Here is a 26,744-nt window from a genome sequence, read left to right as displayed (position 1 = left end):
TCAACGCGCGGTTGAATCTTCCACCAATCGTTGCGTGAGGTGACGATAGAATCCCGGCAGATCACGCCAGCGCACCGCGACTTGAGCGCGATAGGGGCCGTCCGGGTCGCGCACGGTGAAGCCTTCATCCGTCACCTCGAAGGCGATCTCTTCGTATTCAAGAAACGCGTCGGCGTAGGCCATGTAGATCGCCACGTTGTCGAAGAGGGTGGTGGATCGGACCGCAAAAAAATCGCAGTTCAGCCACGTCTGGCGCGGTGCCCAGAGACAGTAGTTCTCAATCACCGCCCGGGCCAGCGGATCATCCGTCGCCCTCCACACGCGGTGGTAGTTTTCACCGTCGAGGGCGACCAATCCACACGTATCGAGCGGGGTGAGTGCAATCGACTGCCACGGAGCGGCCATGAGCGCCCGAAACGCGGCCACATCCGCCTTGACGTTGTATTCAGCATCCGGATGCGGCTTACCGCCGTAACCGATATCGAAACTGCCGTGCATGCCCAGCAGACGGCACTTCCGCGCGATGTCCGGCGCCCGCTGCACCGCCGCCGCCACGCTCGGCGCGGGGCCGATGGCAATGACGGTGACCGTGCCCTCGGCCGCCCGCACGTAGTCGATGAATGCCTGCACGCCGTCCTCAGCCACTTGACCCGGATAGGCGTCGAGATCGTAGCCTTGCACCCACGGTCCCTGGTGGCGGTCCGCGTCGCTCATCACGCCGAAATCCACGCCCAAGGCCACCGTCACGTCCGTGCGCTGCGCGACTTCGAGGAACTTCGCCGCCACCATCGCCCGGTAGCGCGATTCCCCGGTTTCGGTCAGCACCAGATCGAGATCCAGTTCCGGCGATCGCAACAGGTGGGCGAGCGCCCAAGTATCATCGATGTCCCCACCGATGTCAGTTGAAAGCACGGTGGGATGCGGAGCCGCCCCGACCTCGCCGACCGCCATAAGCAGGGCACCGAGCGCGCCAAGCACGTGAAGCTTCAATACTCCGGGCATGGCACCACCATGGGCCCCGCCATCGAGCGGCGCTAGTCCGAATTACCGCGACTGGCCACGGCTTCAACAACGGTGTCGCGCTTGACGGGTTTGGACAGGAAGCGATTCATGCCGGCGTGGGCTCCGCGTTCGCGTGTTTCCTTCATCACGTTGGCACTGAGTCCCACGATCCAGGGCTTGGTCGCGGTCACCCTGGGCAGGGCGCGGATCATCCCGGTGGTCTCCACGCCATCCATGCCCGGCATTTCAATATCCATGAAAATGAGATCATACGACTGGGTCTTGGCTTTCTCCACCGCCTCCTCGCCCGTCACCGCAAAATCCAGCCGCCGGTAGCCGCTGGTTTCGAGCATCAGCCCGGCGACCCGGCGGTTGGTGGGATTGTCGTCGACCACCAAAATGAGAGGATCGTCGGCGGCATCGCGCGCCGGGGCCGCCGCGGTTTGTTGAATCGCCGCAATCGGGTCGGCCGCTTCCTCCGCCCGCATGGAAAATTCGAAGCTCGATCCCTCCCCGGGTGTGCTGGTCACGGTGATTCCACCGCCCAGCGCTTCGCACAAGCGTCGGCAGATCACGAGACCCAGACCGGTGCCGCCGTAGTTGCGCGTAGTGGACGAGTCGACCTGGCTGAATGGTTTGAAGAGGCGTTCAATACTGTCCTCGGGTATGCCGATTCCGGTATCGACCACCCGGCCGGTGAACACATGACCCTCGTGGGCATAACTCAGCTCCACCCGGACCGATCCCTGCGACGTGAACTTGACGGCGTTGCCCACCAGATTGACCAGCACCTGGCGCAGGCGCGCGCGGTCGCAATGCACGAAGTGCGGGATTCGCGTCAGCGTGGTGACCGACAACTGCACCGCCTTGGTATCGGCGCGCGCGCGCATCATTTCCACCACGTCGTTGGCCACCAGCACCGCGTCGACCGGCTCCATCGACAACTCCAGCCGCCCGGCCTCGATTTTGGAAATGTCGAGCACGTCATTGATGATATCGAGCAACCCTTCTCCGGAGTTTTCGATCATGTGCACGTAGCGCTCCTGATCGGAGTTGAGCGGGGTCTCGCGCAACAGACTGGTGAACCCGATCACGGAGTTCATCGGCGTGCGAATCTCGTGACTCATGACCGCGAGAAAATCACTCTTCGCGCGGTCTGCGCTCTCCGCCTTTTCCTTCGCCAAACGCAAGGCCGCTTCGGAGCGCTTGAGCTCCGAACTCTCGACCGCCGACAAAATGACTTCCGTGACGGCACCGTCCTGAAACCGCGGCTGCAGTTGGGCGAGATACCACAGGTCTTCATTCGCCCCGACGCCTTCCCAGGTAACCGCCTCGCCGGACCAGGCCTGCTCGTAGACTTTGCTCAATTCCGCCACCCGCTCGGGTGGAAGAAAATCACCCAGCTGATGGTGCTCCACCTTCTCGGCCGTCCAGCCCAACCGCGTCGCCAGCACGCCGCGGCACAACGTATGCACGAACACTCCGGCTTCCTTGCGGAAACACACGATCATGCCCTGCTGCAGTTCGAGCGTCTGCTCATAATAACGCGACAGATCACGCAGGCGGTTGTCCGCATCGCGCCGAATTTGTTCGTTCGCCTGCGTGAGCTCGCCCGACACGACATCGAGCGTGCGTTCGACGAATTCACGTTCCTGATCCGCTTGTTGATAAGCCGCGTCCACCGCCGCCACAAAATCCGCCCAGGGGCCGGAGCTGATATCCTTTCCGGGCAGTTTCTTTTTTATCTGACGGGCGAGCAGAGGATGCATGAGACCAAAAACAGCGGATGAACCAGACTCAGATCGAGCGCTCGGCGAGCGTCGTAAGCGTCATGGTTTGATTGTGCAAATTACACCCATGCGCAAGACCCGCCGGGCCAATTTCACCATAGGAATAGAAACCGACCGCGCCGCGCGGGTTGCCCAGTTCGGTCATCACAGCTTCGATCTCCTCCTCGACCCGCTGATCGAGCAGCAAGCGACGACCCACGCAACTCACCAACAGCGCGACCTCGACCGGGCAGGTCGGTTCGACCACTTCGGCGGCCTGCTCGGCGCCCCAGATGAGTTTGTCGATGGTGGACTTCATGAGCCGCACCTGACGCCCCTCGGGCACGTCGCCGGCAAAGGTGAGCGACTGCGCGGCTTCATCCATGGCGAGAATCGTGCGCACCACGCTGGGCTCAGCGTCGGTCTCGGGCAAAAGTTCGAGCGGGAACAACAAGCCCGTGGCTGGTAATCCGTCAGCCCGATCTCCCAGATAGGTCTTGTAGAGCGCCAGCGCAGGTTGGCCGTCCAACTCAAAGAGCACGTTGTCTTCCGCCCGCGTGACGAGGCGTTTCGGGCCAAACGCTTCCCATCCTCCAGCCGATCCCCACCGGACCTCCAAGTTCGACCCGTATAATCCGATCGCCACGACCAATCCCGTCGACGCTTCGTCACCATACAGGACGGTGGTTTCGGCAAAACGCGGCCCGTCGCCCGCCAGACCACCCGTGGCGCTGACGGCCGCCGGCAATCCCGCCCGCAAACCCCGGGCGAGCGCCGCACCATTGACCTGCAGTCCATCGCTGAGAATGAGAACGTGCGCCAGATCATCCGCCCGCAACGATGCGGCCAGTTCCTCTCCGACGCGTTCGCTGTCCTGCACCTGACTGATGCGCTGCGACACCCCGCGCACCCGCGTGGAACCAAACTCCACCGCCAAAGCCACCGCGCCTCCATCGCTCACCACGCGTCCGGCGATTTCACCCGCCGTGCTGCATCCCGCGATCTCCGCCCCGGGAAACCGCGACCGCAATTCCGCGCGAGCGGCCGCATGGCGCAGCACGTCTCCCGCTCCGAAAACGAGGATCAATTGCGGCGACGGGACAAGATCGTCCGGCGCCACCCAGGCGCCGTCGCGCCAATGCAGAGTGGAGGATTTCATGGGGTTTGGAGGAAGATCAACGAGCAGCGGGGTAAAAAGCGTGGGGGCGGGAATCAAACCGGGGTTGCAACAGGTTTGCCCCCCACCGCCCCGCGCAACCAACTCCACGCCTTGTTGAAGCCAATCGGCGTGACGCCCAAACCCAAATGATAGGCCTCGGCCAGTTCTTCCTCATGCGAACGATACCGCGGAGGCAGCACAAACACCTCGGCCCGACCGTCCGTGACGTTGCAAAAGAATGCGCCGCAACCCACCGCCAATTGCTGCGCCGGCGGCACCTCCACGCGCTTTTCCGGCAGCACCAGCCACGGCTTGTAGGTGAACTGCAACGTGCCGTCCTCCGTGCGATGCAGACGTCCGTAAGTGCGTTGCGGAGCCGTGCCCAGTCCCGTGCCGGCAAAGACCTTGTTGTCGTTGAACTGCACCTTGTAGCGCCCTTTGCGCATCGTGAAATAATCCCAGCAAAACACACTGCTGAACACCGACAGCCGGAACGACCACCCGGCAATGAAATAGGCGAAGATGATGACGACGATCGAGATCCCCGCGCTCACCCACGGATCGAACTGATTCGCGATCACCAACAGACCCAGCAGGCTCGTGCGAGCGCCCTTGAGCGCCGCGTCGATCGCCCCCCACGGGCTGAGCAGGATCAGACCATTGATCGCGTGCGAACCCATCCACACCACCGCAAAGATCGCGATGCCACACGGCACCGTGATGATGTTGAGCAACCAGGACCAGTCGATCGCGGCGAGATGGATCATGCCCACGCCGCCCAGGTTGAGGGTCTCACCGGCCGCCGCCGCCGCTTCACCGGAGCCCAGGATCATCTTGGACATCGCCGCCATGGTGAACGGCACCACCGCACCCGCGGCCACCAGCCCGGTCGCCTGGTTTTCAATCGTCTCCAGCACATCGAGCGGCTTTTTCCAACCGGGGGGCAACGCCGCGCCCGCCGCGTCCTTGGCCGCGCAAGCGCCGACGATAGCCAGCGCCGGTAGCCAGAAACTCATCTGCGCAAACCACGGCAGCTCCGCCCGGTGTTCGGCCGGGGTTTGAAAATATTGGTAAGCCCCGTAAGCCCCGGTGCCCAACAACGGCGAAATCGCGATCCCCGTCACCGCCGTGATCGCGGTGGCCACGCCACCCGCCGGGGAACGGTCCGCGGCGGAACCGGTGCTGGCACTCGTCGCCGACCACAACGGCAGGGTGATGACGGACAAAAGCAGCGTGAAAGCGATGAGCGGAATGAAACGTTTCATGATGGAGCTACCAAAATTTCGTGACCGGGACCGGTCGGATCAAAAGCCGAACCATCGCTAATTGCAGCCGGAAAGTTCAAGAAAATAGGTAATTCACCCCAATTTGCTCATGCCAATCAATCAAGCCCGCCATGTTGCCTCGCGTATCGGCCCAAGGGCAGGCCGCCACCTCGAGTTTACCCGCCGACACGGCCTCAGCCAACGCATCGGCCTCGTAGGCGTAAACGTCCCGATCGGGCGTGATCGTGATCACCTCGGTCTCCCGGCCTTCACGATGCCACTCCAACGTGGTCGGGCTGGCATCGCGGGAAATCACATACGGCGAAGGCACCACGATCATGCCCGCACTGCCATAAACCCGCACCACATTTTGCTGCGAGACATCGGTGCCGCACGACAACTCCGCCGTGATATTGCCCGCAAACCGCACCACCGCGCACGCCCGCAGGTCGGTGCCCGCCTCGAGATGCACATGGCCCACGGCGTGCAACGCTTCCGGATCGAGAAACGGTTTACCCTGTGCCACCCCGGCCAACAACCGCGCGTAGGACAACGGGTAGCCGCCCACATCAAGCACCGCCCCGCCACCGAGGGCTTTGTTCCACAACCGCCCCGCCGGATCAAACGGCGCGTTGAAACTAAACGCCGCCTGCACGTGCCGCAGTTCGCCGATCGCACCCTCTCGCACCATCGCCACCAGTTTGGCCGTCTGCGGATGACACCGATACATCCACGCCTCCATCAGCGTGCGCTGATGTTCACGGGCCGCCGCCTGCATCGCATCGACCTCGGCCAAACTCATCGCGAAAGGCTTTTCACACAGCACGTGTTTCCCCGCCGCCAACGCCGCCACCACCGCCGCCGCATGATGCGGATGCGGCGTCGCCACATAAACCGCGTCGACCTCGGGGTCGGCGAACAACGCCTCCCAACTGCCATGCGCCCGCTCCGGCGCGATGCCGTGTTCCGCCGCAAACGCCTGCGCCGAATCGACGCCCCGACTCCCGACCGCGACCAACTCCCCGCCGCGCGACGATCGCAACCCCCGCGCAAAAACGCCGGCAATGTGACCGGTGGAAACGATGCCCCAACGCAAGCGGGCTGACGGGTTCATTCTCGATACCATGAACCAAACGTATGCGAACCAACTCAAGTCTCTGCACGTCCTAATCCCGTCCAGCCCATCTCGCTGGCCCTCACCGCCCGATGAGGCCCTCCCCGGGAACGCCGAGCTCCAGCTCGGCCCCGCTACCCGAGCCTCCGCGCTCTCTGCGACCTGCGCCCGAAGCGGTCAGCACGCACAACGGTCGCCTGAAGCGTCGGGAGATCGATGATCTCAGTCTACGAACGACTCAGAACTACAAATGTTTAAACCAGACCCTTTTCAGCTCCCCGATCGGGCGTGATCGTGATCACCTCGGTCTCCCGGCCTTCACGATGCCACTCCAACGTGGTCGGGCTGGCATCGCGGGAAATCACATACGGCGAAGGCACCACGATCATGCCCGCACTGCCATAAACCCGCACCACATTTTGCTGCGAGACATCGGTGCCGCACGACAACTCCGCCGTGATATTGCCCGCAAACCGCACCACCGCGCACGCCCGCAGGTCGGTGCCCGCCTCGAGATGCACATGGCCCACGGCGTGCAACGCTTCCGGATCGAGAAACGGTTTACCCTGTGCCACCCCGGCCAACAACCGCGCGTAGGACAACGGGTAGCCGCCCACATCAAGCACCGCCCCGCCACCGAGGGCTTTGTTCCACAACCGCCCCGCCGGATCAAACGGCGCATTGAAACTAAACGCCGCCTGCACGTGCCGGAGTTCGCCGATCGCTCCCTCCCGCACCATCGCCACCAGTTTGGCCGTCTGCGGATGACACCGATACATCCACGCCTCCATCAGCGTGCGCTGATGTTCACGGGCCGCCGCCTGCATCGCATCGACCTCGGCCAAACTCATCGCGAAAGGCTTTTCACACAGCACGTGTTTCCCCGCCGCCAACGCCGCCACCACCGCCCCCGCATGATGCGGATGCGGCGTCGCCACATAAACCGCGTCGACCTCGGGGTCGGCGAACAACGCCTCCCAACTGCCATGCGCCCGCTCCGGCGCGATGCCGTGTTCCGCCGCAAACGCCTGCGCCGACTCGATCTTCCGACTGCCGACCGCGACCAACTCCCCGCCGCGCGACGATCGCAACCCCCGCGCAAAAACGCCAGCAATGTGACCGGTGGAAACGATGCCCCAACGCAAGCGGGCTGACGGGTTCATTCTCGATACCATGGACCAAACGTATGCGAACCAACTCAAGTCGCTGCACGTCCTAATCCCGTCCAGCCCATCTCGCTGGTCCTCCCCGCCCGATGAGGCCCTCACCGGGAACGCCGAGCTCCAGCTCGGCCCCGCTACCCGAGCCTCCGCGCTCTCTGCGACCTGCGCCCGAAGCGGTCAGCACGCACAACGGTCGCCTGAAGCGTCGGGAGATCGATGATCTCAGTCTACGAACGACTCAGAACTACAAAGGTTTAAACCAGACCCTTTTCAGCTCCAGACCCTTTTCAGCTCCTCGATGAGGCCCTCCCCGGGAACGCCGAGCTCCAGCTCGGCCCCGCTACCCGAGCCTCCGCGCTCTCTGCGACCTGCGCCCGAAGCGGTCAGCACGCACAACGGTCGCCTGAAGCGTCGAGAGATCGATGACTCAGTCTACGAACGACTCAGAACTACAAAGGTTTAAACCAGACCCTTTTCAGCTCCTCTTTTCAGCTCCTAGACCCCTTCCTGCTCCTTTTTCAGCTCCGGCACCGTCCGTCTCCCAGCTGACCTCATTTCCCGTCCTTCTTCCTTTTTCGGATTTCGGGTCTGAGCCGATTCAGGCTATTAATCGGCTCACGAATCCGCTTTTACATGAGCCGATTGTCCGATTTATTCGGCTCATGACTTTCAATTGGCAGCAATCCGACTGGCCAGACTTCCGCTACGATCAGGGGGCGGTGGAGCTGGAGTTGCGCGACTTTGCGGATCAAGCGGGGCAAGTGGCGGGGCTCCTGAAAGGACTGTCCAAGGGGGACCAGATGAACGCGCTGGTGCAGTTGATGGTAGCCGAGGCGGTGAAAACCTCGGAGATCGAAGGAGAGTATTTGAGTCGGCCGGATGTGATGTCGTCGGTGCGGCATCGCCTTAATTTGGCGGATGCACCGGCAGCGACGACGGATCGTGCGTCGGCCGGAGCGGGCGAGCTCATGGTGGCGGTGCGCGAGTCCTGGGATGCGAACTTGGATGAAGACACCCTGTTCGCTTGGCACCGGACCCTGTTGCCCGGAAATCAACGGGTTGTGGTCGGCGCGTGGCGGACGCATGAGGAACCGATGCAGGTCATCTCTGGAGCGGTGGGCAAAGGGAAGCTGCACTTTGAAGCCCCGCCGTCAGTCACGGTGCCGACCGAAATGGCGCGTTTCATTGCCTGGTTCAACGCGTCCCGGAGCACGATCACGGCGGCCCCGGTGCGTGCGGCATTGGTGCATCTGTATTTTGAATCCATCCACCCCTTTGAGGATGGCAACGGGCGCATCGGCCGAGCTTTGGCGGAGAAGGCCCTGTCACAGGGGCTCGGTCGACCGGCGACGCTCAGTTTGTCGCGCACCATCGAAGCGTATCGACGGGACTACTACAACGCCTTGGAGCAAGCGCAGCGCTCGAACGAAGTCACCCCGTGGCTACGCTACTTCGTGTCCACGGTGCTCACCGCGCAACGCGACGCGGAAACCGTGGTCATGTTCGTGCTCAACCAAGCCCGGTTCTTTGACCGTCACCAAGACCGACTGAATGACCGCCAACTCCGCGTGATGCGACGCATGCTGGAAGCAGGTCCCGGCGGATTCGAAGGAGGGATGAACGCCCGCAAATACATCTCGCTCACCCGCGCGTCCAAGGCCACCGCTACGCGTGATTTACAGGCCCTGGCCCAACTCGGCGCCCTCCAACCCGTCGGTGCCGGTCGCAGCGCCCGCTACGATTTGAATTTAGGCTAAAGAGCCGAAGAGGCGCCGCATCTGTTTAGTCCCATGGATGTTATAAGCCGAAGGGGGCATTGTTTGACTTTTTACAAAACATTCCGCGGGGTCGCCAAAACCGGACCTCGAACACGCAATTGAAGTAGATCTGTCAAGAGTCAAACAATGTCCCCTTAGATTGGCTCCGCGCGTCCAAGGCCACCGCTACGCGTGATTTACAGGCCCTGGCCCAACTCGGCGCCCTCCAACCCGTCGGTGCCGGTCGCAGCGCCCGCTACGATTTGAATTTAGGCTAAAGAGCCGAAGAGGCGCCGCATCTGTTTAGTCCCATGGATGTTATAAGCCGAAGGGGGCATTGTTTGACTTTTTACAAAACATTCCGCGGGGTCGCCAAAACCGGACCTCGAACACGCAATTGAAGTAGATCTGTCAAGAGTCAAACAATGTCCCCTTAGATTGGCTAGAAAAATGAAAAATAAGATTATATCACTCGTTTTCATATTAATAATTACAATCCTGATTGTCATTTCATTAACTCCTAACTTTGGCGGAGTTACCCACGGGCAGGAGGCGGTAAAATCAAACTCGACTGCAAACAAATCACTACATGCGAAACCCTCGCCTGCGCCAGCAGCATCCGAAGCACTAAAGAAACCGATTACTGAATATCAGAACGAAAAAAAGAAGACCGAAACACAATCCATTACGATAGACTACTCCTCCAACCCGACCCAACTGCGCCTCGCATTATGTAAAAAGCGATCACTATATGCTCTCGGTCTAACTGAGGCGAAAGAAGATCAGTTGCTTTTAATATGGATGGATTTTGAGGCTCAAATCGTAAATGAAGAGGTTAGAGGTAGTCCGGCCGAATTGGAGCAACAATTCAAAGCGGCCGTTACGGAGCATTTCTCCGATAAAATTTACGAGAGGCTGAAAACAGTAATGTCCCTTTATCCCGCCGAGATAGTGTTGATCGACATGTGGGATGTTTTGGCTTCCGAAGGCGCGCCTCTAAGCCCAAATGAAACTTTGGAATTGATGGAAGCCAATCAGAAGGCCTTGTCCAGCCGAGGTGATAAGATGCCCTACCCAAAAATCCCTGCAAGTCTCGAGGGATTAAGTGAATCAGAAGTTCGTGACCTTAATGAGGAGATGAAGCCTTACGAAGAACATAAGTCTCTTTTTAACAGGGACTTCAATACAAATTTTTACAATCTCGCACGCCAAGTTATCGGCAATGCTCGAGTTGAGCTTGTGCTAGAAAATAAAGATACGCCACCCCCATCCCCATAGCATGAAAATCATTAAAGCAATATTAGTAGCACTGGCCATAACAGCCCCACTTATGACCGTAGCCAGTATAAGCCGAAGGGGACATTGTTTGACTCTAGTATAAGCCGAAGGGGACATTGTTTATAAGCCGAAGGGGGCATTGTTTGACTCTTGACAAAACATTCCGCGGGGTCGCCAAAACCAGATCTCGCACACGCAATTGAAGTAAATCTGTCAAGAGTCAAACAATGTCCCCTTAAATTGGCTTGTCCCCTTAAATTGGCTCCTTAAATTGGCTCCATGTCCCCTTAAATTGGCTCCCTTAAATTGGCTATGTCCCCTTAAATTGGCTATGTCCCCTTAAATTGGCTCCTTAAATTGTCCTATGTCCCCTTAAATTGTCCCCTCATGGGTATTCGGCTACAACGTCTGTTAATGGCTCCCTGGAAGTCGCGCATTACAATGACTATGGATTGCCTTCAACAAAAAATATTAATTATCACGTATCGGGGGATAATCAAATTCCTCAAGACCATAGAATCGTTGACGATATTCCAATTATTGAACAAACAAATTACAGATTGAAACCGGCTGCTGAAGTCAGCAGATACCCAAGTTTTTCGGTGCCGTTGGGCGCGGAAAGTTGGTTGGTGAGCAGCCCAGGGAGGGGAGGAACGGTCGAGACTAGATTTATTCAAGACAGTGTCGTGCAGCGACAGATTGCGGGAATTCGAAGTGTTTACAGTATTGAGGATACTAGGATTACCCGAATTGTGATAACGGAACCGATACCATGAAACGTCACATTAATATTTTTGTAGGAGTGCTTGCGTTCATATCGGCATTCGGGTGCGCGAAGGATCCAAAAGTAGGAAATTCCAACCTGAACGCTTCCGATCAAATCGTTGAAGACCCGGGCAGTATAAGTGATCTTGAAAGGCGCTTTTCATTAGGAATATTAAATGGTAACTGGGGGGAAATATATGATATTCTTCATCCGGAGTATATTCGAGGCTATTCTCGTAGTCTATTTGTCAAGAAAATGTCGGAACGCGACATAGTGAAATACTACGTAAATTTTCATCATACATTTGAATTCGAAAATGGCGGCTACGCTGTGTGTCGCTTTTCCTTAAATGTAATTGGCAGTATGGATGATCATTTTCTAGTTTTGTTCTTGGAGAAAATTGACGAAAAGTGGCGGATGGTGAATTTGCCTATACCGGGTCGTCCTGAACTTAATTTTATGGGAGTCCCCAATTCCATTAAAGGCAACTGGTATGAGACGGGCGGACAGCCGGACGGGGTCAATCCTTGAGGGGCTGTTGCCCAAATCCAAGCAATTGGGCCAACCGAAGGGGACATGGGTCCAAAAAACGGGTCAGGTCCAAAAAACGGGTCAGGTCCAAAAAACGGGTCAGGTTTAAACAATTGTAGTTCGGTCCAAAAAACGGGTCAGGTTTAAACAATTGTAGTTCAGTTCGATCTGTGGACGATCGGACTCACGATGTCTTGACAATACCGCCTCGATTTTTCCGGTGCCGGCTATCACGGAATCAACCCTAGGAACTACTGAACGAACAAGTAAGACTGATGGGGTCTGAAAGGAGGGACATCATCGGCGAGAGGCTACTTTAACGAAAACTTGCACGGAGTGAATCACTTCACCACCGAGCGCGCTGCGGCTCAAGGCGGTGCCACACGCCAGACGCCGCACTTCGGGGTTGAGCAAATTATTCCGATGCCCCGGCGAGTCCATCCACTGCTGCACGATACGACGGGCCGCTTCTTCGTAAGTCGGCCACGGCACCTCCTCTCCGGTGTGCGGGTCCAAAAAATGGGTCAGGTCCAAAAAATGGATCAGGTTTAAACAATTGTAGTTCAGTTCGATCTGTGGACGATCGGACTCACGATGCCTTGACAATACCGCCTCGGTTTTTCCGGTGCTGGCTATCACGGAATCAACCCTAGGAACTACTGAACCAACAAGTAAGTCTGATGGGGTCTGAAGGGAGGGACATCATCGGCGAGAGGCTAATTTAACAAAAACTTGGACGGAGTGAATCACTTCACCACCGAGCGCGCTGCGGCTCAAAACCGTGCCACACGCCAGACGCCGCACTTCGGGGTTGAGCAAATTATTCCGATGCCCCGGCGAGTCCATCCTCTGCTGCACGATACGACGGGCCGCTTCTTCGTAAGTCGGCCACGGCACCTCCTCTCCGGTGTGCGCATCGCGCCGCACGCGCGTGCCATCCGGATCCAGTGTCACGCGAATTGAACTACCGGAGGGCGACACCCGCGCCAATGTCGATGCCACATTCTCCATCGCCAACGCCACGGGAATGCCAATCGCTTCGATCCAGCGCGACCCGCCAAGGGATTGTGATGCGTCGCCACACCCGTGACGGCGACCGTGTAGGCCTGTAAATCCGCCGTCTCCCGCAAACGCGGCAAATCGTGCTCCCGGCGCACGCGGTTGGTTTCGGCAAAGATGGCCGTCGCCAACCGCTGGTCATCGAACCGATCCCAGCTCAACCGCTTCGCCGCCAAGTCCGGCGGCAACGGCCCTTCCTCCGACGGGTAGTCAAACGACGCACAACCGCTCGTGACCCACACGAGGGCACCCGCAAGCCAGGCTCGAAACAAACGCCGCATCGCCCGGACGGTGACCACCATCGCGGGCGAATGCAAACGCCGGTCCGATTCTCAGAGTCCCGCTGCCTTCAGCAAATCGTCCCACGCATAGAACTGGAACGTGCGGTCGGTCGACATGGCCACGAACAGACCGCCGGGATAGCCCGGCAGGGCGGCGGCGGTGACGTCGCTGCCGTCACTTTCATCCGTTGAAAGCCGCACCGCCCCGAGGAGGCGGTGGTCATACGGATCGGTCGCGGTGCCTTCGCGGGCGAAGATGCGGAACGTGTTGGCCTGTTGGTCGGAAACCAGAATGTAGCCGGTGCCCGGCCCCGTGGGATAGATCGAAATGCCTTCGTGGTCGCGGGCGAAACCAGTCAACCCAAACTCCGCCAGCTGATCATCGGCATCCTCGACCAGCGGATCGGCTTCGTATTGGCGAATCCCATACGTCTCGTCGCTGTAGTAGACGTGGCCCTGTTCGTGGTCGACCGCGATGGCCTCGACTTCCTTGCGGCCGCTCCACGTGCCAAAGGCCCGCGTGAACACCCCGCGCACGGTGCCCGCGCCGTCGTCGATGAGTCGGTATTGATGCAGGTAGCCTTCCGTCGGTGCGCCCGCATCGGAGCGACTCACGATGGCAAACAACGCGTCGTCCGTCGGACGCGTGTAGAGTGCGATGCCCATGGGATCACGGGCGGCTTCGCCTTCGAACACCGGGATGCCGCCGCCGTCGAGCGGCGCCATGTCGGGCAGACGGTAAACGCGCAGGCGGTGCGCGAAACGCTCGGTTACGACCGCGACATCCACCGGCTTACCGCCCACCATCAGGCCGTAGGCGATGTCGACGTTGTTGGGTCGCAGGATGCCGCGCACGGACAGCTCCACCTTCTCGACGCCGTCGAGGCCGTAGACGCGCAGCGCGCCGTCGACGTCCTTGTCGGTGCCGAGGATCAGGCTTTGCGCAGGATCGGTCGGGTGTATCCAGATGGCGGGGTCGTCGGTGTCGTGTTTGGCGACGGTGCTGACCGCCCGCGGTGCGAGCGGATGGGCGTTGATCACCGGTTCGGCGACGAGCGCAACGGACACGGCCAGGAAGGAAACCAGAGCAGAGATCTTATTCACGAAAGAGAGGAAAGGGAGGTGATGACGGGTAAGACGAAAAGTGCGCGCGACCACCGCAGGGAAGGTCGCGCGCGCTCCGATAAATTGTCCGGCAACCGCAAGGTTACCGGGTTTTTGACTTACAACTTCCAGCGCACGCCAAAGTTGGCGCTCCAGTCGTAAATTTCAATCTGACCGAGTCGCTTGCCCTGGCCGTTGTCGCTGTCGAGGTAGACGCGGAAGGGTTCGTCGGTGATGTTGATCCACTCGCCGAACAGCTCCCAGTTGTCATTGAGCTCGTAGCGCACGGTGAGATCGAGTTGGGCGAAGTCGTCGACGTAGAGGTCCTCGGTCACGTCGCCGCCGATGGTTTCGTCTTCACGGAGTCGCGCGGTGCGGTAGTTCATAGCGAGACGAGCGAAGAGCGGGCCCTTGTCATAGGTGAGCGCAAAGTTGGCCGTGGTGTTGGACTGGCCCACAAACGGGATCTGCTCGCCGGGACGGGTCGGATAGGTCGCATCGGAATCGAGGAAGGTCGCGTTGGCCATGAAGCCGAGGCCGCTGAACGCGCCCGGCAGGAAGCGGAACTGCTGCTGGTAGGCGAGTTCGAGTCCGGTGATGTCGCCCTCACTGCCGTTTTCGAAGGACGTGATTTCGTAGCCCGGGTAGGTCGGGTCGGCGGCGATCTCGGTCTCGTAGGCGAAGTTCTCGATTTCCTTTTTGAAGACCGAGGCGGAGAGCATGCCGAGCGACGGGAGATAATACTCCACGGAGGCGTCCCAGTTGGTGCCCTTGAGCTCTTCGAGGAACGGGTTGCCGACGGTGACTTCCTCGTCCTCGTTGTTCACGTTGCGCCGGAAGGCGCTGTCGCCAAAGCTCGGGCGAGCGATGGAGTTGGACCAGGAAGCGCGCAGCACGAGTTGATCGCTCAGGTCGTAGCGCAGGAACACGCCGGGCAGCCAGTTGGTGTAGCTGCGCGAGGCGCTGATGGGCGTCGACCCGACGGGATCACCGTCTTCGTCGAACGTGATTTGACGGCCGGTGGTATCGAACTTGGTGCGTTCGACGCGCGAACCGGCGATGACGTTGAGGCGATTGAAGGTGCCGGAGGCCATGAGGTAGGCGGCGGTCACGTCTTCGTTGATCACCCAGTCGTCGAATTCGCTGTCCTCGAAATTGCGTTCGCTGTCGAAGGAGCCGACTTGGTTGTAGTAGGCATCGCGGAACGCGTCGGGCGAGATACGCGGGACGGCGAGGAACGGATAATCACCCGCGCCGATGTTGGCACCCGAAAGCGATTGGATGATGGCGGGGCCGTCTTCGTATTCCCACAGTTCGACCTCGCTGGTCTTTTCCTTGGAGCGGTGCAGGCCCCCAAATTTCACGAAGGCCGGGAAGCTCGTTTCGAGGTCGCGACGGATGTCGACGCCGAGATCAAACTCCTCTTCGTCACCGCTTTCGTTGGCAACTTCCATCTTGTCGAACTCGTAGCTGCCGGCATCGAGGATGCTCGGACCGGCAGTCTGCGCGAGGGTCACGTCGTAAGGCGTGTTGACCGTGTAGGTGAAGGTTTTGGCGAATTCATCGGTCGGCTCATAGGCCACGGAGATTTCGTCGGGACGTTGCTCGCGGCCGAGGGTGTAACCGAGCTGCGCTTTGAGCTCCCACAGGCCGAGGCGTTTTTCCAAACCGGTCACGACGGAGAAGACTTCCTGCTCCTTCTCGCGCATGCGCAGTTCGCGGGAATACATTTTTTCGTATTCGCCGTCGTCTTCTTCGGAGGTGACGGTCGCGCCGCTGCCGTTGAGCGCGTCGATGTCACCGTCTTCCAACGCGATCACGGTGCGGTGGCGATCCTCGGTGTCGGTGAAGTTGTTGTAGCCGGCGCGAAGGTAGTAGTAGGAGGCGTCGTCGGGCTTGGCTTCGAGCGCGAGGTTCACGCCGTAGCGCTCACGCTCCACGATGTAGTCGCGATACTGGAGCTCTTCGATGAAGTAGTAGTCCTCGCCATCCTGTGGGGATTCCTCGTCGGTCCAGTCACCGCCGGTCTCGACATTGACCGAGCCGAAGCTGCGCACCTGCCAGGTCGGAGCGATGAGGAAACCGAACTGGTTGTCATCGCCGAAGCGGGTGGAAAACATGCCGTTGATCTTGGGCGAGTATTCGCCGGTCAATGCGCTGTATTGGCCTTGAGCGCGGAAGTTGGCGTCGACGCCGTCGCTGTCGAAGGCGCTCTTGGTCTTGATGTTGACCCGGCCGCCGAGACCTTCGCCGTCCATGTCGGGCGTGGGCACTTTGGTGACTTCGATCGACGCAAGGGCATCGGTCGGCACCACGTCGAGCGCGGTGGCGCGGTCACCGAGATCGGCTCCGGCAAAGCTGCCGCCGTTGACCTTGACCGAGGTGAAATTAAAGTTGAGACCGCGCAGAACGATGTAACGGCCCTCGCCTTGGTCGCGGTAGAGCGACACGCCGGGAATACGTTGCAACGCTTCGGCGGCGTTTTGGTCGGCGAAACCACCGATTTCGTCGGAAGCGACGATGTTGCTCAGCGTGGCGGCGGCCCGTTGTTGATTGATGGCGCGGGCGGTGCCGACCATGGCACCTTCGATGACGAAGGCGTCCATCTCGATGGCGTTTTCGCCAAACTGCATGTCGAGACGCGTGATGCCCGTCGGAGCGACTGCGGCCGTCTCCGACACCCCGTCGTATCCGACGTAGCTGAAGCTGACCGTGTAAGTGCCGGGTTCGAGGGCAGCGATCGAATAGCTACCGTTGGAAAGCGTGTAGGTTTCGTGGGCGGTGCCGTCGACTTTGACGCGCACGCCACCCAGAGCGAGGTTGGTGGCCACGTCGGTGACCCGGCCGGAAAGCACGCCGGCCGACTGCGCGAACAATGACGCGACGGTGCCGAGGGCGAGGGTAAGAGTGAGGAGGACTCGTTTCATTTGCAGTTGGTGGTTAGACAAGTGCCCTCCGACTCGCGTCACGCGGCGCTTCCGGTCAATGCCCTCTCGTCGCCGTCATGGGATCTTCACCCGGCTGAAATTCTGCCGTAACATACGTCACATATGTGCAACGAAAGTTGCCATTCAGAAGCCCGCCTCATGTGCTTCGACCCATGCCCGTCACCAAGGCCGAAATCTCCCGTCTGCGCGGTCTGCGGCTGAAGAAAAACCGCGAACAGTCCCGTCAGTTCATCGTCGAAGGCCCCAAGGTCGTGGGCGAACTCATCGCCGCGGGACACGCCTTCGAAACGATCTACGCCACCCCAGATTGGTCCACCTCCGCCGTCGTGGAAGTGGAGACGGTGACCGAGATCGAGATGACCAAGATCAGTCACTTTCCCACGCCTTCGTCCGTGCTGGCGGTGGGGCGCATCGCGCGCGCGACACTGGCGGATGACGAATTGGACAAAGGCTTCACCCTCGCGCTCGATGGCGTGCAGGACCCGGGCAACGTCGGCACGATGCTGCGCATCGCGGACTGGTTTGGCTTCGCCCGCGTGTTGCTGTCGCCCGACTGCGCCGACTTGTTTTCGCAGAAAGTGGTCAATGCCAGCATGGGTTCGTTCGCCCGTATGCGCGTCGTCACTACGGATCTGGCCGCCGCCTTGTCCGATGCGTCGGTGCCGGTGCTCGGCTGCGATCTCAACGGCGACGCCTTGTCCACGATCACCCCGCCCGCCGCCGCCGTGGTGGTGATCGGCAGCGAAGGCCGGGGGTTGTCCGCCGCCGTAGCAAGCGTGCTCACGCGCCGGATCACCATTCCCCGTCACGGCCACGCGGAATCGCTCAACGCCGGGGTCGCCGCCGGCATCGTCTGCGCCCATTTACGACCATGAGCGACGACGACGCGAAGTGGGCGCAGTTGCGCGAGGAGTTCTACTTGCCGCCCGGCCAGATCTATCTCGACGGCAACTCCCTTGGCTTGCTCAACCGCCGGGCCGAAGCCGCCACGTTACAGGCGCTCGCCGCTTGGGGCGCGGGAGGCATCAGCGGTTGGGAAGACGTCGGCTGGATCGACCTGGCCGAACGCACCGCCGCGACGCTCGCGCCCTTGATCGGCGCATCGCCGGCCGCAGTGGGCGTGATGGCGCAGACGACCGTGAACCTGCATCAATTGCTGGCCACGTTGTTCGATCCGACGCACGCCTCGCGCCGCGTGATCGTAGCCGACGAGCTCAACTTTGCCTCCGACACGCATGCGATTCACAGTCATCTGCGGCAACGCGGGCTCGATCCCGCCACGCACCTGCGCTGCATCAAATCGCCCGATGGTTTTACGCTACGCACCACCGACATTCTGGCGACCATGCGCGACGACGTGCAGCTCATGGTGCTGCCCAGCGTGCTGTATGTGAGCGGTCAACTGCTCGACCTCGCCGCCATCACCCGGGCCGCCCGTGAACGCGAGATCCTCATCGGTTGGGATCTGTCCCACAGCATCGGGGCCGTGCCGCATGAGCTCGAAGCGCAGGGCGCCGACTTCGCGTTCTGGTGTAACTACAAATACCTCAATGCCGGACCCGGCGCGGTCGGCGGTCTCTTCCTGCATCCGCGGCATCACGACCGCGCCCCGGGCCTGGCGGGCTGGTGGGGCGTGCGGCCCGACCAACGTTTCTCCCTGCACGCCGAACACGTCCCGGCCCCCGGCGCGGCGCGGTTGCAGATCGGCACGCCGTCGATCCTGGGGTTGGCGCCGTTGACCGGCAGCTTGGCATTGTTCGCAGCCGCGGGCGGCATCGCCGCCGTGCGCGATCGTTCGCTGGCGCTGACCGCTCACCTGCTGAGCCGAGCCGACACCGAACTGGCCGCGCTGGGGTTTTCGATCGTGACGCCGCGCGATGCGGCCGACCGCGGCGGACATATCGCACTCGCTCATCCCTCCGCCGGACAAATCTGTCCCGCGCTGCGAGCGGCGGGTGTGGTGCCCGACTATCGGCACCCCGCCGTGCTAAGACTCGCGCCGGTCGCGTTCTACACCACGCGCGCAGACATCGATCAGGCAATCGACCGGTTGATCGAGATCATGCGCACCAACGCCCATCACGCCTGGCCGCCCGTGGAAACGGCCGCGCCCTGAAACCACGCTTTCCGCCCCTCCCCTACGCCATGAGCACCTTCATCGATATCACCCGCCCCCTGCACAATGGCACCCCGCCGTGGCCCGGCGACCGCGCCGTCGACTTCAAGCACGTCGCCAAAATCCGTGATGGCAGTGCCGTTAACATCGGCAACCTCAGCCTGAGCGTGCACAACGGCACTCACGCCGACGCCCCCTATCACTACAACGACAGCGGAGCCACCATCGATGCGATTCCGGTCGATGCTTACATCGGTCCCGCTCAGGTGATCGATGTGCGCGGCCACGCCACCATCTCCATCGCGTTGCTCGAGAAACTCCACGCGGGCACCGCTCCCCGCTTGTTATTGCACACCGGGGCCTGGACCAACCCGGCTGAGTTTCCCACCACGTGGAGCGTGCTCGATCTGGACGTCCCGGCTTGGTTGGCGGCGCGAGGCGTGCACCTCATCGGCCTCGACGCGCCGTCGGTGGATGAACTTACGAGCAAGGATCTGCCGCGTCATCTCGCGCTCGATCGAGCCAATGTGTTGATCCTCGAAAACCTGTTCCTCGAGGCAGCGGATCCGGGTCTTTATGAATTAATCGCGCTGCCCCTGCGCCTCACTCACGGCGACGGATCGCCGATCCGGGCGGTGCTGCGGTCCTGAATCCGGGACAGCGCGAGTTTTAAAAAAATGGGGGCCGCCAGCACGCTGGCCTCGATGCTGGCGGCCCGGGGTTCTCCCCGATGGTCGGTGACTCGACTCTAATCAACCGTCGGGGAAATTGGTTTGTGGCTACAAAAGTTTGAAGATGAGGAAGACGCTGCCGTCGTGACTGAAGGTGGAGGTCAACTTGAGCCCTTCCCGTCCCCGATCGTGGCAGGCTTGTTTCACGCGGGCCGGCAGGGTGTCCGCCGGCTCGCTCGGCAGGCACTCGATCTTCAATCGGCGATGCGGCAGCGTCGGGAGGACTTGCTCCGGACTGGGAGTTTCCGGAAACGATTGTGGCGCTCGCCACGTGGGCATTTCACGAGGAGTGTCCGATGCGGATGCGCTCGACTCGTCCCGGTCGGCATTCCAACGACGAAAGAACGCCAAAAGGCCTCCCTCGGTCGGGTTCGTTGGTTCAATATCAGGGGAAGACGCGGTGCTCATCAGAAAGAGATTGGGTGGTGATGCCTGATGAAACGGGGCCGTTTCGGGCGTTCTTTCAGAAATTTTAAAAAAAATTCAGCACCCTCCTTTTTCTGACGACGGCGAAGCGCCGAGATGCCGTCGCGGCGCGTTCTGGGGGCCGAAGCTTGCGACGGGGTGGAAAAATTATTCAATTCGCCGCAAGAAACCGGGGTTTGACCGCGTTTCAGGAGGCAAATGCTAATGAAATCACCCGTTCAATCCTCCTTGCTGACGCGTCCCAGCTTACTTTCCCGCCTGCGGAATTGGGGCGACAACTCCAGTTGGGACGAGTTTCACCGTCTGTATCGACGCTTTATCCAGGGGCTCGCCCTGCGCGCCGGGCTCAATCACACCGAGGCGGAGGACGTCGTGCAGGATGTGATGCAAAATGTCGCCCAACGCATCTCCGAGTATGAGGTGCGCGACAACCGGGGAGCATTTCGCCGCTGGCTCATGAACCAGACGCGGTGGCGCATCGCCGATAAATTTCGCCAACGTGATCGCGCCGCCGTGCGCTCCGAACGCCATCTGCCGGTCGACGGCGAGGGCGACTTTGATGCGCTCGACAACATTGCGGATGACAACCCCGTCGACGAGTTTTGGGAAATCGAGTGGCAGAAGCACGTGCTCGACACCGCGATGGAGCGTCTCGCCCGCCGCGTGCCCGCCAAACATTTCCAAGCCTTCGAGCTCTACGCCCGCCAAGGCTGGCCCGTGCGGCGCATCGCCAGCGATCTCGGCATCAACAGTGCCACGATCTATCTCATTTCGCATCGCCTCACCAAACAACTGCGCTCCGAGGTCGAGCGCCTGCGCGACTACCACGGGTGAGCCGCTGTCACCGGGCGGCAGTCGGGATGATCGGGGTGGCCGCCGCCGCGGTCTGAAATTCCATCGACGACCGCCAAATCGTTTGGCTCACTCCGCGGTGTGCCGCCGGAGGACGCAGCCCCCACTCCCCCACCGATTCCCGACTACGAACTGCTCCGGCGGGTCGGGCGCGGAAGTTACGGCGACGTATGGCTCGCCCGCAGCGCCACCGGCCTGTTTCGGGCGGTAAAAATCGTCTGGCTCGATCGCTTCAACGACGAGGGTCCGTATGAGCGCGAGTTCAGCGGTCTGCGCGAGTTTGCCCGCTTCACCGCCGGCGAGACCCGGCAGATGTCGCTGCTGCACGTGGGCCGCAACAATCGCGCCGGCTTCTTTTACTACGTCATGGAGCTGGCCGACGACGTCGTCACCGGCCGCAACATTGACCCCGCATGCTACGCGCCGCTCACGTTCAAAGCCATTCGCGACGCCGATACGTTTCTGCCCGCCGTCCGAGTGGTGAGCTATGCCATCGAACTGACGCGCGACTTGGTGGAACTGCACGAGAACGGTCTCATTCATCGCGATATCAAGCCGTCCAATATCATCATCGTGGACGGCCGCCCCAAGTTGGCCGACATCGGTCTCGTCGCGCTCGCGAGCGAAGCCGTGACGTTCGTCGGCACCGAAGGGTTCGTTCCACCGGAAGGTCCCGGCACCACCACTGCCGACATCTACAGTTTCGGCAAAGTGCTCTACGAACTCGCCACCGGTCGCGACCGTCACGATTTCCCGCGCCTGCCCACCGATCTCGGTGAGCGCGCGGACCGCCGTGAGTTCATGGAGCTCAACGAAATCATCATCAAGGCGAGCGCTCCATCCTCGGAAGACCGCTACACCTCGGCGGAGGCGATGCTGGGCGAACTCCAATTGCTCGAAGCGGGTCGCTCGGTCCGCCGCTTGCGCTTTGCCGAGGCCGGGCTCATGCGCGCCCGCAAGTGGCTGATCATTGCAGCTTCCATCGCCACCGTCGCCGGCATCGGCGCCTTCATCGAACGCAACCGGGCCAACACCGAGTCGGCGGGCCGGCGGGCCGCCGAAGCGGAACTCGCGGCGGTCACACGACGCTCCCTCTACGAGTCGAGCATTGCCCGCACCCAACGTGCCTTGGAAACCGGTGACTTCGGTCGCGCCCGCGCCGCCCTCGTTTTGGGCATGCCCGCGGAGGGCGATCCCGACCTGCGCGGTTTCGAGTGGTTCGCCCTGGCTCGGGAGGCGGAAGGCGACCCTGCCGTCGTGCTGCGAACCGCAGGTCCCCGGGTAACCGATTTGGTATTCTCCCCGGACGGGGCGCTGGTGGCCGTCGATGATACCAGCACGACCATCGAACTCTACGATACCGCCTCGGGTCAGTTGATTCGCAAACTGCCCCACATCCACCGTGTCAAGGGCTTCACCCCGGACGGCAAACGACTGGTCGGCACGACGCCGACTTATGAACTGGAGACATGGTCGGTCGAAGACGGCTCCCCCGATCCCCGTCCCAATGAACCCGGGATTCATCGCCCGTTGGGAGTCGCCCGCACCAAACCCGAACTCTTGTATTTTACGGACAGCCGCGACGACACGCCTCACCGGCTGGCCATCCGCGACCTGGTGACTGACCAAGATATCGTCTCGTGGCCGATCCCCCGCGTTGAGGGTGAGCTCACATGGGAGTTCTTCACCGCCGAGCACGACGCCGATCTCACCACCGCCCTGATGCTTCTGGTGCATAGCCGGCGCAACTTCGCCCGAATCAAGACTCAGCTCTTCGATCTCAGATCCGGCACGCCGCTGCAAACTTACGTGGATACCAAACACAAGCCGGTCGCGGTATCGCCCGCTGGCGATAAATATTTATCCGAGGAAGTGGTCAGCGCGGCATTGACCGTGCGGTCGGCCGCCTCCCACGAGACCCTGTGGCACTCCGATGCCGCTTCCTGGGCGGATGATGGTGCCGTATTTTCACCCGATGGGAGTTTGATCGCAGTCGCGATTTTTGAGAAAATTCTCCAGATCAGAGACGCTCGCACCGGCGAATTAAGACATACCCTGACCGGACAGAATGACATCCCGGATTGCATCGCGTGGGGACCGGACAACAACATGCTGGCTTCAGGGTCGCGCCAAGGCGATGTGAGGTTGTGGTCCCTCAACCACACCGCCGACCGACCTCTTCGGGCCCAGCTGGGTCCCGGCCGCTACAAACCGAAATCCACCATCGTCTATGAACATGATGGCGACCGCATGCTCTTCTCGGGTGACCCCAACGCGGCCGAGATCGTAAAGGCGGACACCCTCGCCGTCGTCGGACACATTGGCGATGTCGCCAACCCCATCTGGTTTGAAAACGGCCGCCTGTGGTGGATCAACCTGCATCAACAACTGGTGACCGCCCCGGTAGCGGACCCGAGCGATCCTACGGTCGTGCCGATAATCGAGCCAACGGAGCGAATCAATGATGCCGCAATATCGCTCGACGGCCAGTGGGTCGCCGTAAGCACCGAAACGAACACCGTGCATCTGTGGAACCGCACCACCCAAACGAAGGCGGGAGTCTACCGGTCGCCCGTCGGAATAAGTTCCGTGGGCGTGCACAACAACGGCACCGTGGTGCTGATTGACCACGATCAACTGATCCAGCTTCGCGACCTGCCGAAGAATCAACTCCTACGCTCACGTCAGGTTGATTGGCGAGTGGACAAGTTTCGCTTCTCTCCGGATGGCCAGTGGCTTCTGGCGATCGGCACCACCCCGGGCACGACGGTATTGCGCGTCGACGACCTGAGCAATGCCATGCAACTCGACAACACCTTCAATTCCCTCAGCGGATTCTCGTTCAGCCCCGACGGCCTCACCCTGGCGTGCAGCGGCACCAACAGCACCGTGCTGCTCTACTCGACCTCCGACTGGCACGAACGCCCCTCGCTTACCACGATGCCGGCCGGAGCCCCGCACGCCGCATTGCCAGTCGACGAACTTTCATTCTCCCCCGACGGTGACATGCTGGCCACGCGCAACACCCAGGGCGATGTCCGCGTTTGGCGCTGGTAGCGGACGAAAAAAACCCGACCATCCGGAGATGATCGGGGGCGCCTCTAGGGACGTTGAGAAATCAAATCAGTTGTCATTCTGATTGCCGCCGCCCGGGAACGGCGGAGGGGGACCGTCGCCACCTTCGCCATCGCCAGCCCGCATCATCCCCGACTCGATTTTCAGGGGTTTCGGCCAATCCGGTCGGGCCTCGAGACTGCAGGTCAGCGCGTCAAAGGACAACAAGATCGCCCGGTCCTTCCCCCGGGGCGGCAAGGGGTGAGACGGATTTTCGGCAGTGAGCGTGATCGTGCTTCCGTCCGCCATTTCCAACGTCACGGGACCGGAGGAAGTGAGGGTCAACTCGACCCCGTAAGTGACGGCCTGCGCTCCGATCTCGTCCAAATCGTAGATGGTCGTTTCACCCATCTCCGTGTTGGACGTGAGGGTGGTGATATAGACCGTCGGCTTGGTGTCGGGCTCGGCGGCAGCCGGGCGGAACGACTGCCACGCGATGCGGCTACCGTTTTTCATCAAAGCATCAACACTCGTGACCTGCACGAGCTTGGGTGATTTGTTTTCTGTGCTCATCGAGTCGAAGGGGTGGATTTAGGATTATATTTTGCGCCACGGCGACGCGTCACTTGTGAAACGACAGCAGACCAGCGCTCTTTCCGCAAATCTCCAAACCGTCTAAATTTCCAATGACTTACAATAACACCTCCCGGGGCCGGGATCACCCCGTATTGCTAAGTGAAAAAAACGTGTAACGCGGACCGCGCAGCCCGGTTTCTCCCGGCGTCCACTCGTCATGCGTTTGTCCCGTGTCTGCCACTACTTCACAATTCACCTTCGCCTCGCCGGCTTCCCGCGCTACAACCGCGACTCGTAATCCCATGGACGATTCCAGCGATCATGAGCTGATGCTCGCCGTGCGAGCCGGAGAGCTCGCCCGCCTCGGCGATTTATTCGAGCGGCACCACCAGCCCCTCTACGGGTTCCTTGCCCGCCTCACGTGCTCCCGCGATACCGCCGAGGATCTCGTCCAAATCGTCTTTCAACGCATCCTCAAATATCGACATACCTACCGCGACGAAGGGAAGTTCACCGCGTGGCTCTACCATCTCGCCCGCCGGGTCGCCGCCGACCATTTCCGGCGCCACGCCCGCGTGCCGACCCCCACCGATCCGGCGGACTTCTTCGACCTGTCCGACGATTCCGCTCCCGCCGCCGACGAACAAACCGCGCAGCGCGACGAACTCGCGCTCATGAATACGGCCCTCGCCAATCTGCCGCGCGATCAACGGGAGCTGCTCGTCCTGCACCGTTTCCAGCACCTCCGTCACGAAGAAATCGGTCGTCTGCTCAACATCTCCGCCGGCACCGCCAAAGTCCGTGTCCACCGCGCCCTCGGCGCCCTGCGCGATGCGTTCTTCAAACTCCGCCACCGCCCGCCGCTCTCCGCCTGAGCGCTCCAACTTTCAAAAACTTTCCCGCCATGAACTGCCAACGCATTCAGGAATCCTTCATCGACTATCAAGCCGGTATTCTGCCCGCTCACGAGACCGCCAACGTCCGCGAGCACCTCAAGACCTGCCTCACCTGCCAACGCGAGTGGGCCGATCTGCAACAAACCCTGCTCACCCTCGACAAGCTGCCCGAGCCCGAGCCGTCCCCTCGCCTGCGCGCCAACTTCTATGCGATGCTCGATGAGGCCCAAGCCGACGTCGACGCTCCCAGTCCCTTCGCCCTCGCCCGCAGCCGGATCGACAGTTTTTTCGCCGCGCTGCTGCCCAGCCGTCCGGCCCTGCAGTTTGCGCTCACCGTTGCCGTGCTCTTCGCCGGGGTTTTCCTCGGCATGCGCCTGCTGCCGTCGCCCGAACCCACCATCATCACCCAACCCGATCCCGCCACTCAGCAGGAGCTCGCAGACTTGCGTGAGCGGGTCGACTCCATGGACCGCCTCGTCAGCACGCAGCTGCTCACCCAACCGGCCAATGACCGCCTGCAAAGCGTGATCGCCGCGTTCAACGAAAACGACTCCAACGACCGCACCCTCGCGAAGTTGCTCAACACCCTCGCGTTCGACCCGAGCGTCAACGTGCGACTCACCGCCCTCGAAGCCCTCTACGCCCACGTCGATCGCGATCCCGTGCGCGCCGGTGTCATCAACGCCCTGGGCCGCGAACCGTCGCCGCTCGTGCAGGTCGCCATGATTGATTTCGTCGTCGCCTCGCGCGATCCCCAAGCCGGTCCGGCCCTCAATCGCCTCAAAAGTGATCCCGGCACCGTCGACGTCGTGCGCGAAGCCGCCCGCCTGGCCATCGCCCAGCTGTGATGCCGCCGGGCGCCTCCCCCCCCTCCCTTCATTTCCCTTTTTCAACAAC

Annotated in this window: 23 protein-coding genes; 10 read left to right on the top strand and 13 right to left on the bottom strand. The window is 61.0% G+C overall.

Features of this window, described 5'->3' with window-relative positions; genetic code table 11:
* The 6 genes from PXH66_RS20080 to PXH66_RS20055 all read right to left on the bottom strand — a co-directional run bounded on the left by PXH66_RS20080 (nucleotide 1) and on the right by PXH66_RS20055 (nucleotide 7,472).
* Nucleotides 1–1,002 (bottom strand): nucleoside hydrolase, encoded by a 1,002-nt coding sequence (locus PXH66_RS20080; protein ID WP_330929935.1) that lies wholly within the window; start codon nucleotides 1,000–1,002, stop codon nucleotides 1–3.
* A gap of 32 nt (nucleotides 1,003–1,034) precedes the next feature.
* Nucleotides 1,035–2,771 carry an ATP-binding protein gene (locus PXH66_RS20075; protein ID WP_330929934.1) on the bottom strand — a complete coding sequence of 579 codons (1,737 nt, stop codon included), beginning with the start codon at nucleotides 2,769–2,771 and terminating at the stop codon, nucleotides 1,035–1,037.
* Between the two features lie 28 nt (nucleotides 2,772–2,799).
* The gene (locus PXH66_RS20070; protein ID WP_330929933.1) at nucleotides 2,800–3,930 is read right to left on the bottom strand and encodes an FIST signal transduction protein; all 1,131 of its coding nucleotides are present in this window, start codon (nucleotides 3,928–3,930) and stop codon (nucleotides 2,800–2,802) included.
* Nucleotides 3,931–3,983: 53 nt separating this feature from the next.
* A complete protein-coding gene (locus PXH66_RS20065; RefSeq protein ID WP_330929932.1) occupies nucleotides 3,984–5,195 on the bottom strand; it encodes a hypothetical protein in 1,212 nt (403 codons plus the stop codon).
* 76 nt (nucleotides 5,196–5,271) lie between these two features.
* Nucleotides 5,272–6,309, bottom strand: coding sequence for a Gfo/Idh/MocA family protein (locus PXH66_RS20060; RefSeq protein ID WP_330932128.1), 1,038 nt, complete (start codon nucleotides 6,307–6,309; stop codon nucleotides 5,272–5,274).
* A gap of 254 nt (nucleotides 6,310–6,563) precedes the next feature.
* Nucleotides 6,564–7,472 carry a Gfo/Idh/MocA family protein gene (locus PXH66_RS20055; RefSeq protein WP_330932127.1) on the bottom strand — a complete coding sequence of 303 codons (909 nt, stop codon included), beginning with the start codon at nucleotides 7,470–7,472 and terminating at the stop codon, nucleotides 6,564–6,566.
* 662 nt (nucleotides 7,473–8,134) lie between these two features.
* Between PXH66_RS20055 and PXH66_RS20050 the strand changes: the two genes are divergently transcribed.
* From PXH66_RS20050 to PXH66_RS20040, 3 genes are all read left to right on the top strand, one after another.
* Nucleotides 8,135–9,229 (top strand): Fic family protein, encoded by a 1,095-nt coding sequence (locus PXH66_RS20050; RefSeq protein WP_330930723.1) that lies wholly within the window; start codon nucleotides 8,135–8,137, stop codon nucleotides 9,227–9,229.
* Nucleotides 9,230–9,679: 450 nt separating this feature from the next.
* Nucleotides 9,680–10,507 (top strand): hypothetical protein, encoded by an 828-nt coding sequence (locus tag PXH66_RS20045; RefSeq protein ID WP_330930724.1) that lies wholly within the window; start codon nucleotides 9,680–9,682, stop codon nucleotides 10,505–10,507.
* A gap of 772 nt (nucleotides 10,508–11,279) precedes the next feature.
* Nucleotides 11,280–11,804 carry a hypothetical protein gene (locus PXH66_RS20040; RefSeq protein ID WP_330930725.1) on the top strand — a complete coding sequence of 175 codons (525 nt, stop codon included), beginning with the start codon at nucleotides 11,280–11,282 and terminating at the stop codon, nucleotides 11,802–11,804.
* Between the two features lie 297 nt (nucleotides 11,805–12,101).
* Here PXH66_RS20040 and PXH66_RS20035 read toward each other — a convergent pair whose 3' ends face one another.
* The 5 genes from PXH66_RS20035 to PXH66_RS20015 form a co-directional block, all read right to left on the bottom strand.
* Entirely contained in the window at nucleotides 12,102–12,338 is a 237-nt protein-coding gene (locus PXH66_RS20035) for a CAP domain-containing protein (RefSeq protein WP_330930726.1), read from the bottom strand.
* 168 nt (nucleotides 12,339–12,506) lie between these two features.
* On the bottom strand, nucleotides 12,507–12,758 hold the full coding sequence (locus tag PXH66_RS20030) for a CAP domain-containing protein (protein WP_330930727.1): 252 nt from the start codon (nucleotides 12,756–12,758) through the stop codon (nucleotides 12,507–12,509).
* Complete coding sequence (locus PXH66_RS20025; protein ID WP_330932126.1) at nucleotides 12,755–13,180, bottom strand: hypothetical protein; 426 nt, start codon at nucleotides 13,178–13,180, stop codon at nucleotides 12,755–12,757. Before PXH66_RS20025 ends, PXH66_RS20030 begins: the two co-directional genes overlap by 4 nt.
* Nucleotides 13,181–13,195: 15 nt before the next feature.
* Complete coding sequence (locus tag PXH66_RS20020; RefSeq protein ID WP_330930729.1) at nucleotides 13,196–14,248, bottom strand: phytase; 1,053 nt, start codon at nucleotides 14,246–14,248, stop codon at nucleotides 13,196–13,198.
* A gap of 119 nt (nucleotides 14,249–14,367) precedes the next feature.
* Complete coding sequence (locus tag PXH66_RS20015; protein ID WP_330930730.1) at nucleotides 14,368–17,175, bottom strand: TonB-dependent receptor; 2,808 nt, start codon at nucleotides 17,173–17,175, stop codon at nucleotides 14,368–14,370.
* A gap of 173 nt (nucleotides 17,176–17,348) precedes the next feature.
* Between PXH66_RS20015 and PXH66_RS20010 the strand changes: the two genes are divergently transcribed.
* Genes PXH66_RS20010 through PXH66_RS20000 form a run of 3 tightly spaced genes read left to right on the top strand, consistent with a single transcriptional unit; the run spans nucleotide 17,349 to nucleotide 19,962 of the window.
* Entirely contained in the window at nucleotides 17,349–18,071 is a 723-nt protein-coding gene (locus PXH66_RS20010; RefSeq protein ID WP_330930731.1) for a TrmH family RNA methyltransferase, read from the top strand.
* The gene (gene kynU / locus PXH66_RS20005; protein WP_330930732.1) at nucleotides 18,068–19,312 is read left to right on the top strand and encodes a kynureninase; all 1,245 of its coding nucleotides are present in this window, start codon (nucleotides 18,068–18,070) and stop codon (nucleotides 19,310–19,312) included. Before PXH66_RS20010 ends, kynU begins: the two co-directional genes overlap by 4 nt.
* Before the next feature lie 29 nt (nucleotides 19,313–19,341).
* On the top strand, nucleotides 19,342–19,962 hold the full coding sequence (locus PXH66_RS20000; RefSeq protein WP_330930733.1) for a cyclase family protein: 621 nt from the start codon (nucleotides 19,342–19,344) through the stop codon (nucleotides 19,960–19,962).
* 129 nt (nucleotides 19,963–20,091) lie between these two features.
* On the opposite strand, the gene PXH66_RS19995 is transcribed toward PXH66_RS20000, so the two are convergent.
* Nucleotides 20,092–20,322, bottom strand: coding sequence for a hypothetical protein (locus PXH66_RS19995; protein ID WP_330930734.1), 231 nt, complete (start codon nucleotides 20,320–20,322; stop codon nucleotides 20,092–20,094).
* Nucleotides 20,323–20,673: 351 nt separating this feature from the next.
* Here PXH66_RS19995 and PXH66_RS19990 point away from each other — a divergent pair, with 351 nt between their 5' ends.
* Both PXH66_RS19990 and PXH66_RS19985 read left to right on the top strand, forming a co-directional pair.
* Nucleotides 20,674–21,303, top strand: coding sequence for an RNA polymerase sigma factor (locus PXH66_RS19990; RefSeq protein ID WP_330930735.1), 630 nt, complete (start codon nucleotides 20,674–20,676; stop codon nucleotides 21,301–21,303).
* A 99-nt stretch (nucleotides 21,304–21,402) separates the two neighbouring features.
* Nucleotides 21,403–24,378 (top strand): serine/threonine-protein kinase, encoded by a 2,976-nt coding sequence (locus PXH66_RS19985; RefSeq protein WP_330930736.1) that lies wholly within the window; start codon nucleotides 21,403–21,405, stop codon nucleotides 24,376–24,378.
* Between the two features lie 66 nt (nucleotides 24,379–24,444).
* On the opposite strand, the gene PXH66_RS19980 is transcribed toward PXH66_RS19985, so the two are convergent.
* Nucleotides 24,445–24,948, bottom strand: a complete 504-nt coding sequence (locus PXH66_RS19980; protein WP_330930737.1) for a hypothetical protein — start codon at nucleotides 24,946–24,948, stop codon at nucleotides 24,445–24,447.
* A 305-nt stretch (nucleotides 24,949–25,253) separates the two neighbouring features.
* On the opposite strand from PXH66_RS19980, the gene PXH66_RS19975 reads away from it, so the two are divergent.
* The gene (locus PXH66_RS19975) at nucleotides 25,254–25,826 is read left to right on the top strand and encodes an RNA polymerase sigma factor (RefSeq protein WP_330930738.1); all 573 of its coding nucleotides are present in this window, start codon (nucleotides 25,254–25,256) and stop codon (nucleotides 25,824–25,826) included.
* A gap of 29 nt (nucleotides 25,827–25,855) precedes the next feature.
* Entirely contained in the window at nucleotides 25,856–26,695 is an 840-nt protein-coding gene (locus PXH66_RS19970) for a HEAT repeat domain-containing protein (protein ID WP_330930739.1), read from the top strand.
* The last annotated feature ends 49 nt before the right edge of the window (nucleotides 26,696–26,744 follow it).

Source organism: Synoicihabitans lomoniglobus, assembly GCF_029023725.1.
GTDB lineage: Bacteria > Verrucomicrobiota > Verrucomicrobiia > Opitutales > Opitutaceae > Actomonas > Actomonas lomonigloba.
The sequence above is the reverse complement of the archived record's forward strand: the minus strand, read 5'-3'. Positions and strand labels throughout refer to the sequence as shown.